Below are 13,075 nucleotides of genomic sequence, written 5' to 3'. Positions count from 1 at the left end.
GTCACGCGTGATGCACGGCCAGCAGCGCCTCGAAGTCGCGCAGCCCCATGGGCCGGCCGAACAGGTAGCCTTGGTGCTCGCGGCAACCCCGCGCCGCCAGGAAGGCGAACTGGTCCTCGCTCTCCACGCCTTCGGCGATCACGCTCAGGCCCAGGCTGCCTCCCAGGCCGAGGATCGTCTCGACGATGGTGGCATCGTTGGCATCGCTCATCACGTCACGCACGAAGGACTGGTCAACCTTGAGCTGCGACAGCGGCAGGCGCTTGAGGTAGGCCAGCGATGAGTAGCCGGTACCGAAATCGTCCAGTGAGAAGCGGATGCCGAGCGCGCGCAGCTCCTCCATGCGCTCGACGACCGCCTCCGCGTCCTCGATCAGCGTGCTTTCCGTCAGCTCCAGTTCGAGTCGGCTGGCCGGCGCCCCGGTCAGCACGATCAGCTCGCGCAGCTGGTCGGTGAAGCCGGCCTGGCGGAACTGGCGCGCACTGACATTGACCGCCAGACGCAGGTGCGCCGTTTCCGGCCGCGCGGCCCAGGCCGCGAGCTGAAGGCAGGCGGTGCGCAGCACCCAGGTGCCGATCGGCACGATCAGTCCCGTCTCTTCGGCCAGGCCAATGAAGCTCCCGGGGAAAATCAGCCCGCGCGCCGGATGGCGCCAGCGCAGCAGGGCTTCTGCACCGATGGGACGACGCGTTTCGTCCACCTGTACCTGATAGTGCAGCTCGAACTGGCTGTCGCGCAGCGCGCGGTGGAGATCCGCGTGCAGTGCCGCACGTTCGGTGGCGGCTGCCTGCATGGCCGGATCGAAGAAGCACAGCGCGTTGCGCCCGGCGGCCTTGGCCTGGTACATCGCGGTGTCGGCACGGCGCAGCAGCTCGCTGGCGCTGATGTCCTGGCTGCCGAACAGGGTGATGCCGATGCTGGCCGAGCAGTGGTACGTGATCGCCTCGCCGCCGCCACCGCGCATCAGATGGAAAGGGCGATTGAGTTCGTCGCGGATCTTGCCGGCAATGGCATTGGCCTGCACCAGCCCTTCGACCACGCCATCGATGTCCTCGAGGACGACGACGAACTCGTCGCCACCGAGGCGCGCCGCGGTGTCGCCCTGGCGGATGCAGAGCCGCAGCCGCGCCGCCACCTTCATCAGCAGTTCGTCGCCGGCCTCGTGGCCGTGGGTGTCGTTGAGATCCTTGAAGTGGTCGAGATCGATCAGCAGCAGCGCGCCTTCCTGATGGCGGCGGGCGCTGCCGATCAGCGCATGCTCGAGCCGGTCGAGCATCAGCCGCCGGTTGGGCAGCCGCGTCAGCGGATCGAAGAACGCGAGCTGGTGGATCTGCTCCTCGTGACGCTTGCGCTCGGTGATGTCCTGGTTGAAGCCGCAGATACCCACGATCTCGCCCCCGACGCGGATGGGAGCGACGATGCACTGGAACACCCGGCGCTCGCCATCGATGTCGCTCGCGAACTCCTTGCGCACCGTCTCGCCGGCATAGGCCCGCTGGTTGCTGGCGAGCCAGTCGGCATGCGCCTCGGGGCTCACCCTGGCGTCGTCGATCCGGCTACCCAGCAGGCTGCCCCAGTGCGCCACGGTTGCCGCGTTCTCCATGATGCAGCGACCTTCCAGGTCACGCGCCCAGAACTCCGCGGGGATGTTGTCCACCACCGCGCGCAACAGCGACTCGCGCTCGCGCAGCACCTGCTCCGCCTGCTTGCGCGCGGTGATCTTGCGCGAAAGCACGATGAAGCGAGGCGTCTCGTCGGCAATCGACGGCTTCGGCGCGACCGACATCTCGAACCATTGCGGTCCGTGTTCGCCCTCGATCTTGAACTGGCGGCCGACCGAGCGGCCGGTGTCCCGCGCCTCGTGCAGCGCCTGCAGCACGCTCTCGGCCTCGTCCAGCGCCAGCACCTCGCGCACCGTCTTGCCGAGGAGGATCGATGGCGAACTCGCGAGCAGGTCCTCGCTGCGGGCGTAGTACGACAGGCAGCGCCCATCCATGTCCAGCTCGAACACCGGATCGGGTAGCGCATGGAGGATGGTCGCGAGTTCGTCCCTCAAGCCCACCACCTGTTGCTCGTGACGCTTGCGCGCGTCGATGTCGCAGGTCGCCCGTAGACGGCGGTTCTCGTCGGTCATCGGTGTTTCCGGCCTTGCGCGCAGCGCATTGATTCCAGGGGGTGAATTTCTTCGCGCGCGCAGTCTGCGCCAGCCGGGGCACTTCGCCCATGAAGCACGTCACACTTGCAATAATCCCGTAACACTCCGCGGCACCGGCCCGCCAGGGCCAGATCGCCACGCACGCGCGAACCAATCGGGGCGCCCGACATCAGACGCGGACTTCTTCCCGCGCCTGCGTCATGACCACCCTACGCCTCGTCCTCGGCGACCAGCTCAACGCCGCGCACAGCTGGTTCCGCACCCCACGCGCCGATGTACTCCACGTGATGATGGAGGTGCGCAGCGAGACCGACTACGTGCGCCACCACGCCCAGAAGGTGCTGGCGATCTTCGCCGCGATGCGCGCCTTCGCCACCGCACTGCAGGCCGCCGGACACCGCGTGCGCTACCTGCGGATCGGCGACGCCGACAACCGCCAGTCCTTCGCCGCCAACCTGGCGCAGGTGGCGGCCGAGTGCGGCGCGACCCGCTTCGAGCGCATGGAGGCCGACGAGTGGCGGGTGGAGCGCCTGCTGGACGAAGCCGCGCAGGCGCTCGGCCTGCCGTGGGAGGTGGTCGGCAGCGAACACTTCCTCGCCGACCGTGCCGAGCTCGCCCAGCGCTTCGCCACCAAGGTGCCGCGCATGGAGTTCTTCTACCGCGACATGCGCCGCCGCCATCGCATCCTGCTCGATGCGGACGGCGGCCCGGTGGGCGCGGCGTGGAACTTCGATGCGCACAACCGCGAGAAGTGGCCGGGCGACCCGCCCGCGCCGGACTGGCCGTGGCGCGGGCACGATCGCTCCGCGCTGTGGGACGAGATCGTCGCCGCCGGCGTACGCACGCTCGGCGCACCGCATGCAGACGCCCTGTGCTGGCCGACCAGCCGGCGCGAGGCGCGCGCGGGGCTGGCGCATTTCATCGAGCATGCCCTGCCCCACTTCGGCCGCTATCAGGACGCGATGAGCACGCGCTCGACGACGCTGTTCCATTCAGGGCTGTCGTTCGCGCTCAACCTCAAGCTGCTGCACCCGCGCGAGGTCATCGATGCCGCCGTCGCCGCGTGGCAGGCGGGCAAGGTCGAACTGGCGAGCTGCGAAGGCTTCGTGCGCCAGATCCTGGGCTGGCGCGAGTTCGTGCGCGGCGTGTACTGGGCACGCATGCCGGGCTACGCGACCGGCAACGCGCTCGACGCCCGGCGCCCGCTGCCGGCCTGGTACTGGAGCGGCGACACCCGGATGGCCTGCCTGCGCCACGCGATCGCGCAGTCGCTCGACACCGCCTACGCTCACCACATCCAGCGCCTGATGGTCACCGGCAACTTCGCGCTGCTCGCCGGCTGCGACCCGGAGGCGGTCGATGCCTGGTACCTCGGCATCTACATCGACGCCTTCGAGTGGGTGGAGATGCCCAACACCCGCGGCATGAGCCAGTTCGCCGACGGCGGCGTGATCGCCAGCAAGCCCTACGCAGGCGCAGCGAGCTACATCGGCAAGCAGTCCGACTACTGCAAGGCCTGCGCCTACGACCCCAGGCGCCGCCATGGCGCCGACGGCGGCAAGCCCGCCTGCCCGCTCAACAGCCTGTACTGGGACTTCCTGCTGCGCCACGAGGCCCGCTTCGCGCGCAACCCGCGCATGGCAATGCCCTACAAGGCATGGGCGAAGATGGCGCCCGCCGAACGCGCGGCGACGCTCGCCCAGGCGGCGCGGTATCTGGAACGGCTGGACACGCTATGACGCGCATGCGTCTGCCCGATCTGCGGCAGATCAAGCAGCAGCGCCGCTTTCGGGGTTATCCTCTGGCTTCAGGCATCCCCAGCGCACCGCCGGCATGACGGCATCCGCCTTGCCGGACACGGGGTGCGACGCGACACGCTCGATTCCGCCCGGCGCATCGGCGCCCGAATACAGGAGAACGCACCATGGCAACCAAGAAGACCAAGTCCATCGCCATCGACATCGGCATCCCCGAGGACCAGCGCAAGAAGATCGCCGCCGGCCTGTCGGCGCTGCTGGCGGACAGCTACACGCTGTACCTGATGACGCACAACTTCCACTGGAACGTGACCGGGCCGCAGTTCAACAGCCTGCACACCATGTTCATGGATCAGTACACCGAGCAGTGGAACGCGCTCGACATCATCGCCGAGCGCATCCGCGCGCTGGGCTTCCCGGCCCCGGGCACCTACAAGGAATTCGTCAAGCTAGCGTCGATCAAGGAAGTCGAGGGCGTGCCCAAGGCGACCGACATGGTCCGCCACCTGGTCGCTGCGCAGGAAGCCACGGCCCGTACCGCGCGCAAGCTGTTCGACCTCGTCGATGAGGCCAATGACCAGCCCACCGCCGACGTGCTGACGCAGCGCATCGACGTCCACGAGAAGACCGCCTGGATGCTGCGCAGCCTGCTCGAAGAGTAAGCCACCCCCTCAGGCCGGCGGCGCCGCCTCGGCGTCGTCGAGCCACACCAGCCGCCCCTGGCCGGCCTCGTTGAGACGCGTGACCAGCGCGGCGGCGGCATCCTCTGCCAAGCTGAAGTGCAGCGTCACCGCATCGCCATGCGCCACGTGCAGCAGGCTGGCGCCGGCGGCGTCCAGTTCGCGCCGCAGCAGGCCTTCCATCGCATACGGCACGATGCAGCCGAGCGCGCGCAGGCGCACGATCGGCACCTTGGTGGCCGTCAGTAGCGCCTGCGCCACCGCGTCGGTATAGGCTCGCACCAGCCCCCCCGCCCCCAGCTTGACGCCGCCGAAGTAGCGCACCACGGTAGCGAGCACGCCTTCCAGGTCCTGATGCCGCAACACGTCGAGCATCGGTCGGCCCGCCGTGCCGCTGGGTTCGCCGTCATCCACCGCCGCCGACTGGCCGCCGGCGAGCAGCGCCCAGCACACGTGGCGCGCGCCCGGATGCTGGGCCCACAGTTCCGCCACCACCTTCTGCGCGCCGGCACGGTCGGTCATCGGCTGCACGCAGCCGATGAAACGGCTCTTCTTGATGATCAGTTCGCTGTGGACGGGGGCGGCAAGGGTGAGCGGCATCGTGTTCGGATCAGTGCAGGCGCGGGTCGTCGAGGTGGTCGAGCAGGGGGCGCAGCACGTCCCGCGCAAGCGCGAAGAAGCGCTCGTCGGGCAGGCCGGCCTCGCCGCGCAGGGCGAGACGATAGGCCGGATCGCGGGCTTCGCCGAACTCGGGGTGATTGCCGCCCGTCCATTTGCCCATGGCCTTGGCCGGGTCCTCGCCGTTGCGCATGTAGGCCCAGGCCGACTTCGGGAAGAAATGCAGCGGCTGCGACACACCCTGGCGGTACAGCGCGAGCAGCGCCAGCAAGGCCTCGCGGGCCTGCGCGGCAGGCACGGCATGGAAACGGAACTCGCCGTCGCGCGACAGGCCATGCGTCTCGCAGGCCACACCAGCGGGCGGATCGGCACACAGCGCGAGGTGCGCGATCCAGGCGCCGAGGTAGTCCGCCGGCCGCGTGTCGTCGTAACGCGCACGCAGCAGGCCGTGCGGGCGCAGGTCGGTGAATGCCGCGACCAGCGACCAGTCTTCGCCTTGCAGCACGCCCTCGGTTCGCGCCACGTGCGGCGGCAGGGGCTCGCCCGCCGCCAGCGCCCGCTGGCGCACGGCGAAGGCGCGCAGGTGGGCGAGCTCGCGCGCCAGTGCCAGTTCGCCCAGCGTGCCGGCCGGATATTCGCCGCCGGCGCGCGCCAGTCCGGTAAGCGCGGCGGGCTCGGGATCGCCGCCCGCCGCCTGCGGCGCGTCGAGCAGCACCGGCAGCAGGCGCTGCGCCAGAGCCTGCCGGGCCGGCCAGTCGGGCAGCATCGGCTCGACGTCGTCGAGTTCCTCCTCCGCGTCGGGCAGGTCCAGCCCGACGCGCTCACGCAGCAGGTAGCGGCAGGGGTTGGCGAAGAAGCGCACGAGCTGGAACAGCTCGACCGTCCGCCAGCCGGCATCGGGCGGCGGCAGCGGCGACGCGAAGAACGGTGGCGCCTCATCCGGCCCGCCAGACGGCGCGCCATCCTCGCCTTCTTCGTCACGATCCAGGACCTCAATGCCCGCATCGCTCAGGGGCGCGGCGCGCAGACGGCTGGCAAGCGCCTCGGCGTAATCCTCGTTGAAGCTCGTCAGGCGTGGGTCGCCGCGCTCGCGGGTGATGAAGTAGTCCGCCGCGAAGGGCTGCAGGGGATGTTCCACCAGCAGACGCTTGCGCGCGGCCTGCAGGGCATCGGGCTCGTCCGGCATCTCGGCACAGGCTGCGGCGAGCGCGTCGAGCAGCTCGTCGACCAGCACGGACGGCGGCAAGGCCGAACCATCGCGCACGCTGCGACCGACGTAGGACAAGTGCAGCACTTCGCGCGCCGACAGCACGAGATCGAGGAACAGGTTGCGGTCGTCGAGCCGGCGCTGGCGATCGCCGGCCTGCGGCCGGGCGGCCATCAGGTCGAACTCGGCCGGCCGGTCGCTGCCGGGGAAGGCGCCCTGATCCATGCCGATCAGGCACACGATGCGGTAGGGCAGGCCGCGCAGCGCCGACAGCGCCGAAAAGGTGACCGTTCCCCCGGGCACGCCGCCGCGCGCGGGATCGTCGAGCAGCGCGACCAGCGCCGGGTGGATCACCTCGAACGGCAGCGCGGCATCGACCTCGGCCGCGGCAAGGTTGTCGGCCAGCGCGGCAAGGGCGGCCCGCACTTCGCGCAGGTCATCGGCATACATCGCGCTGTCGCCGACGAGACGGTCGAGCGCGGCGTTGAGCAGCTCGCGCCAGGCGCCCCCCGTGCGCGGCTGCCGGAGCGCGTCGCGCAGCCAGCGCAGGGTCTCGGCGTAGCGCCAGAAGGCGCCGAGTGCGAGCGCTGCCTGCCCCTCGGGCGCCGCGGCGCCAATGCGGCCGGCGAAGCTCGCCTGCTGGGCGGCCCCGCCCGCCGCCCAGGCGAGGAACAGGCGATGCAGGCCTTCGTCCAGCGAATGCTGCGCGGTCGGCGCGCCTTCGCCCTCCTGGCCGCCCAGCCCCCAGCGCACGCCGGCCGCCTGCATCCAGTCGTGGACCGTCTCGAGCCCGCTCTCGTCCAGCCCGAAGCGCGCCGCCACCGGCGCCTGCTGCAGCAGGTCGAAAACGCGGCTCGCGGGGAAACGTCCCGCCGCCAGCTGCAGCGCCTGGTCCAGCACCTTCGCCACCGGGTTCTCGCGCGTGCCGCCCAGGCCGGTGATGCGCCACGGGATGCGGCGCGCCGGAGGCGCGGTGCCGAACACCGCCTCGATCAGCGGCGCGGCGCCTTCGAGGTCGGGCATCAGCACCACGACGTCGGACGGGCGCAGCGCCTCGGGCGTGTTCGCATGCGTCCTGAACAGCCCGAGCAGCCGGTCGTGCAGCACCTCCAGCTCACGCGTGCGCGAGTGGCAGACATGCACTTCGATGCTGCGGTCGCTGGCCGCCAGTCGCACGCTGGCCGGCGCCAGCTCCTGCAGGTCGAGGATCGCGTTCTGCAGCTGGGCCAGCAGGTGGCGGCCGGGATGGGGTGCGAAGGCCGCGTCCTCCTCCACCGCGTGCTCGCCCTCGAACAGCAGGCCGATGTGGGCGCGCGTCTGCTTGCCCCAGGCCGCGAGCAGGCTGTTGCCGGTCTCGAAGAACATGTCCTTCTGCTGCACCGCCAGCCACGACAGGCGGCGGGCATCGACGATGTCGAACCAGAATTCGCGGCAGGGGTTGAGCACGTACAGGCGCACCTCCACCACGCGCGACAGTTCGCGCAGCATGTCGAGGTAGAGCGGCGGCAGCGCCGGCAGGCCGAACACATGCACCGAGGCCGGCAAGCCGACCGCGGCAAGCTCGTCGCGCGACATCGCGGTGACGCGGCGCAGGAAGGCCTGGGCCGGATGTTCCTGGCGCAGCGCCAGGCCCTCGCGGATGCGACGCCACAGTTCCGCCTGCCAGGCCTCGTCCTCGCGCTCGAGCGCGCTGGCGCCCCCCTCCAGCACCGAGCCCTGCCCGCCGGCCCACTGCTCAAGCCAGCGCGGCCGGTAGGTCAGGTAATGGTCGAACACGCGGGCGATGCGGGTCGCCAGCTCGAGGCGCATGCGTGCATCGGCCCCCTCGAGGTAGCGCCCCAGCCGCGGATGCGCCGCCACCCATGCACCGCGCGCGTCGGCCGGATCGAGCAGGACATACACCCGCCACGCGAGCAGGGCTGGCGAAAAGGGCGAGCGCTCGGGCACCGGCACGACGCGGCCGATCTGCTGCCACAGCCATTGCGCGAGATAGTCGAAGCGCAGGTTGGCGCAGACACCTTCGCGGTCGGCGACGGCCAACTCCGCCTTGCGCCGCAGCGCGCTGCTCGGAATCACCACCTGGCGCTGGCCGAACGGCCCCGGCTGCTCCGCCGCAAGGCCTTCGAGCAGGGCGTCGAGCAGGATTTCGAAGCGGTTCGAGAAACTTAGATGGAACATGATCGGGCCGCCGGGCTGCGCATGGGGGACGCGGCACCGGCGGCGGGCTGTCGGGTCGGGCCCCGATTATACGGGCAGCGCCCGGCGCGGCCCGGCACGCGTCCGCCTAGCCCGCGGACGACGCCGGCAGTTCGGGCTGGTACTCCATGACGCGGCCCCGCCCCTGGCGCTTGACGACGTAGCAGGCATGGTCGGCCGCATGCAGCACCTCGGCAACGCTCTCCATCGTGCCGTCGATGATGGCGAAGCCGATGCTGGCGCCGATGCGGAATTCGCTGCCCTCCCACACGAAGCGCAGTTCGTGCACCGCCTCGCACAGGCCGTTGGCGATGCGGTAGGCATCCGCGCTCGTGCAGCCGCGCAGGATCATGGCGAACTCGTCGCCACCGATGCGGCACACGATGTCCTCGGCGCGCAGGCGCTGGCGGATCAGGTCCGCGACCTTGCGCAGCAGCGCGTCGCCGGCGGCATGGCCAGCGGTATCGTTGACCACCTTGAAACGGTCGAGGTCGATGAAGCACAGCGCGCCACGATCGTCCGCACGGCGCGAGGCGACGACCATTTCTTCGAGCGCCTGCTCGAAGGCGCGGCGGTTGGGCAAGGCCGTCAGCGGGTCATGCAGCGCCTGATGGGCGAGGCGCGCAGTCGCTTCGTCGATCTTCGCCTGCATCAGCTTGTGGGCGCTGCCAATGGCGCGTGCCATCGAGTTGAAGCCCTGCTGCAGTTCGCGCAACTCCTCGCTGGCGGCCTGGTCGGGCACCTGCACGTCCAGATCGCCCGCCGCCATGTGCCGCACGGCATCGACCAGGCGCGCCACCGGATGCCCGACCTGGTTGGCAAGCCGCGTGGCAAGCAGTGCGGCAAACACCAGGGTCACGAAGGCGAGGCCGAGGGTGCTCAGCATCGTCGCCTGCCACTCGGCGTCGAGTTCGCTCGTGTCGAGTTCCACGTACACCCAGCCGACCGGCAGCGGCACTCCAGCCGTCTCCTGCCCCCCGATCTCGTCGACCACCAGCGGCACCGAGATGACCGGCGCGGCGAAGCCCTTGCGACCGTCGCGCTGCTCGAGCCGGGAGGGCTGGCGCACCGCCTTGACGCGCGCCGGATCGAGCAGTCGCGCCTCGCCGTGGGAGGCGATGAGTTCGCCGCCGCGTTCGTAGAGCGCCACCGCGGCGACGTCGGGCTGCGCGACCAAGGCTTGCAGCAGGCCATCGAGGATGCCTGCATTGCCGGAAATCACGCCATACTCCGCGGCCGGCGCGAAGAAACTGACGATGGCGACACCGCGCTCGATGATCGCGTCCTGGGTCATGCGCTCGCCGCGCTGCAGGAACAGTCCTGCCATTGCGACCACAAGCAAGGTCACAGGCAGCAGGACAGTCAGCAGCAGGCGCTGGCGCAAGGGCAATCTTGCAGGATTCATGGCTGGTCACCCGTAGCGATGAGGCGCAGCAGTTCAGCGTCGTCCGCCACGCTCAAGCCGAGCGCACGGGCAACCTGACGGTTGACGGCGATATCGAAGGAGGCCGGTCCGCGCGGCGGCGGCAGCTGGACATCGTCGTCCTTCTGCGTGCGCAGCCACGCGATCAGGTCGGCGGCGACCTGTTCCGGTGTAGTGAAGATGGCCGCCAGCGCCCCCGCGCTGACGTAGGCGCGCGAGAACGCGACGATCGGCTTCTGGAAGCGGTAGCTGGTCAGCAGGATGGAGCGTGCCGCGGAGGGGGTCGACAACAGGGCGTCCGGTACCGCGACGAAGCTGTCGCTGTCGCGCAGCACCGTCTCCAGCGCACGGATCAACGCGCCTTCATCGCCAACCACCTGGGCGACCAGGCCGAGGCCCGCCCGTGTCGCCGCCTGTTCGAAGGCGGCCAGGTCCCCCCGTTCCGGACCGAGCAGGAGCCCCGCGCGCCGAGCGTCGGGCTGCACCGCCTTCAGCAGGCGGAACTGGCGCTCCAGGGGCTGATCAAGCACGAATGCCGACAAGGGCCGCTCCGGGTGTGCCTGGCGCAGGCTCTCGAAGCGCGACTGGCCGATCATCACGGCCAGCGTCGGGCGCGCATGCAGACGCAGCGCGGCGGCGAGGGCCGCATCGCCGCTCGTCACGACGAGGTCGGCGCGGGCAAGCGCCACGTCGTCGAGCCCCTCGGCCGGCGACCCGGCATCGAATACGCGATGGCCCAGACCCGCCGCGGCGCGAATGAACGCCTGCGCGAAAGCGGCATGCGGCCCGTCCCGCTGCGATACGACAACGGCGACGTCCAGCGCGGCGCGGACGGGTGCGGCAAGGCCGAGCAGCAACCCGGCCAGCAGCCAGATGCGAACGCGGAGCCCCCACCCTCGATGCATCGGCGGGCTTACCAGCTCAGGTTGAGGCTTGCGAACAGCCGGGGCTCATGGCGATAGCGCCCTTCGTGGAAATCCACGTAACGCCCGCCGAGACTCTGCGCGACGATCGCCACCTCGCTGCCCGAACCGGGTGCACCGAAGCTGCGAGCCAGCTTGAGGTCGAAGCGATCCTGCTCGGGCACCCTGTCGCCATCGTTGAGCCAGTTCATGACCGCGTGCCGGTAGTAGCCAAGGCTCGCGCGCCAGCGATCGGGCAGCTCCTTGACCAGCAACAGCGAGGTGATCGAGGTCGGCGCGCTGGTCTCGAAGTCCGGATCGAGGATGTCGCGCCCGGCATCGATGTCGATCACCGCCTGCGACAGCACGACCCGTCCCCAACCCGACCGGTGCCAGTCAACGCTGAACTCGCCCCCCGTCATCGTGAAGCTGCCGGCGTTCTGGATCAGGAAGGAGCGGGGCCCACGCCGCTCTCTCAGATCGTATTCGAACGGCGCGTAACCCGATGGCGCGGGAGGACACAAGCGCTCGCCGCTGGGCAGCGGCCGCTCCCACGGTTGCCGCGGATAGAAGCAGCGCTGGTCGTCGATGTAATCCGTATAGCGCTTGTGGAAGGCCCGCACGTCGAGCCCCACGCCGATCTCGCGGAAGATCGCCGCATAGCCGATCTCGATGTGCTTCACGCGCTCGGGCTGAACATCGTCGCCGGCCCGCAGGAAGAGCTGCTTGATCTGCGAGCCGATGCGCACCACCTGCTCGGCATAGGACTCGACCAGGGACGGCGTCCGGTACGACACCCCGCCCGACAGGCGCAGCGCCGACTCGGGCGTGAGCGCGTAATTGAGCGCGAATCGCGGCGAAAACAGCGAGCCGCTGTAATGATGGTTCTCGAGCGTGCCACCGAGGTCGAGCTTCAGGCGCTCGACCGGCGACCACACGACGCTGCCGAAGAGCTGGCTGCTGGTGCCGCTGAGCGTGCCACGAGTGTTGAACATCGACTGCGCACGCGCCGCCTCGCGCCGCACGCCTGCCCCCACCATGAAGCGCCACGCCGGCGACAGCGTCGCGCTGTACTGCACCTCGAGGTCGTCACGGCGAACGTCGCTGTTCATGTCGAGCGGAATCACCAGCGGCGGGTAGCGGGTATTGAGCCAGGACGCGCGCATCCGTTCGTCCTGATGGTAGTACTGGACCGTCAGCTCGGAATCGACGGCGAAGCTCCGGCGCCAGCTCAGATGCAGGAAGTTCGAGCGTGCATCGTCCTCGCGCAGCGGCTCCTCGAGGTCGCCGGGAATGCCGCGATCGCTCGTCCCGTCACTGAGTCCCAGCATGAGCCCCAATTCGTCACGCGTCGACAACTGCGCAGTCGCACTGAAGTTGAGCACGGAGCGGGCAATGGTCTCGCGCGGATTCACGTCGCCGCCGTCGTCGAGGTAATTGCGGAAGTTGTCCGCACGCCGATGCGAACCCGACAGGCGCCAGTCGATCGGGGACTCGGCACTGCCGTTGGCCCGGAAACCGTGGTCGTAGAAGCCATCCTTGCCCAGGCGGGATATCACCCGCGCCCCGCTTTCGGTCGAGGGTGAGCGCGTGATGAGGTTGATCACCGCCTGGAAGGCATTCACGCCATACGCGGCGCCATTCGGCCCCCGCACCACCTCGACCCGCTCCAGATCATCCACGCGCAGGGGCAGGTCCTGCCAGTTGGTATTGCCCCACAGCGGGCTGTTGACGGTGCGCCCGTCGATCATGACCTTGATGCGACGGTCGTACGCGTCGCCGAGGCCGTGGTTGGCCACCGTGGGTGACCCCTCCGCCCAGTCTGCGACCAGGAACCCGGGCACCAGCCGCATCAGGTCGTGGATCTCGGTGAAGCCCGAGGCATTGATCATCTCGCGGTCGATGATCGTCACCGCAACCGGCGCATCCACCGGCGACTGCGCCATGCGCGAGGCAGTGAGCACGATCGGGATGTCGTCGAAAAACGCATCCGCCGCCAGCGCGCCGGGCATGGCGGCAGACACAGCGAGCGCGCTGATACCCAGGGTGGCAAAGCGAAAGGGACTGCGGACAGGCACGTTAACTCCATTCGGTACAAGATTTTTTCCAGCGTCGCAACTTTGCAGGCGCCTGCCCG

At 69.7% G+C, this 13,075-nt stretch carries 8 protein-coding genes; 2 read left to right on the top strand and 6 right to left on the bottom strand.

Features of this window, described 5'->3' with window-relative positions; all coding sequences use genetic code 11:
• Position 1 precedes the first annotated feature (1 nt).
• Entirely contained in the window at positions 2–2,134 is a 2,133-nt protein-coding gene (locus AC731_RS15545; protein ID WP_048707371.1) for a putative bifunctional diguanylate cyclase/phosphodiesterase, read from the bottom strand.
• Positions 2,135–2,355: 221 nt separating this feature from the next.
• Here AC731_RS15545 and AC731_RS15540 point away from each other — a divergent pair, with 221 nt between their 5' ends.
• Positions 2,356–3,894, top strand: a complete 1,539-nt coding sequence (locus tag AC731_RS15540; protein WP_048707369.1) for a cryptochrome/photolyase family protein — start codon at positions 2,356–2,358, stop codon at positions 3,892–3,894.
• 185 nt (positions 3,895–4,079) lie between these two features.
• Entirely contained in the window at positions 4,080–4,574 is a 495-nt protein-coding gene (locus tag AC731_RS15535; RefSeq protein ID WP_048707365.1) for a Dps family protein, read from the top strand.
• A 9-nt stretch (positions 4,575–4,583) separates the two neighbouring features.
• On the opposite strand, the gene AC731_RS15530 is transcribed toward AC731_RS15535, so the two are convergent.
• The 5 genes from AC731_RS15530 to AC731_RS15510 form a co-directional block, all read right to left on the bottom strand.
• Positions 4,584–5,192, bottom strand: coding sequence for an IMPACT family protein (locus tag AC731_RS15530; protein WP_048707362.1), 609 nt, complete (start codon positions 5,190–5,192; stop codon positions 4,584–4,586).
• Positions 5,193–5,202: 10 nt separating this feature from the next.
• On the bottom strand, positions 5,203–8,595 hold the full coding sequence (gene recC / locus AC731_RS15525; protein WP_048707359.1) for an exodeoxyribonuclease V subunit gamma: 3,393 nt from the start codon (positions 8,593–8,595) through the stop codon (positions 5,203–5,205).
• Positions 8,596–8,701: 106 nt separating this feature from the next.
• Positions 8,702–10,018 (bottom strand): sensor domain-containing diguanylate cyclase, encoded by a 1,317-nt coding sequence (locus tag AC731_RS15520; protein ID WP_048707357.1) that lies wholly within the window; start codon positions 10,016–10,018, stop codon positions 8,702–8,704.
• Positions 10,015–10,941 carry an ABC transporter substrate-binding protein gene (locus tag AC731_RS15515; protein WP_048707355.1) on the bottom strand — a complete coding sequence of 309 codons (927 nt, stop codon included), beginning with the start codon at positions 10,939–10,941 and terminating at the stop codon, positions 10,015–10,017. The genes AC731_RS15520 and AC731_RS15515 overlap by 4 nt, the downstream gene beginning before the upstream one ends.
• Positions 10,942–10,949: 8 nt before the next feature.
• Positions 10,950–13,016 (bottom strand): TonB-dependent receptor plug domain-containing protein, encoded by a 2,067-nt coding sequence (locus AC731_RS15510; RefSeq protein ID WP_237266543.1) that lies wholly within the window; start codon positions 13,014–13,016, stop codon positions 10,950–10,952.
• Positions 13,017–13,075 lie beyond the last annotated feature (59 nt).

The sequence above is a fragment of the Thauera humireducens genome, from assembly GCF_001051995.2.
GTDB lineage: Bacteria > Pseudomonadota > Gammaproteobacteria > Burkholderiales > Rhodocyclaceae > Thauera > Thauera humireducens.
Note: the sequence above shows the minus strand (reverse complement) of the source record. Positions and strands in the feature narration are given on the sequence as shown.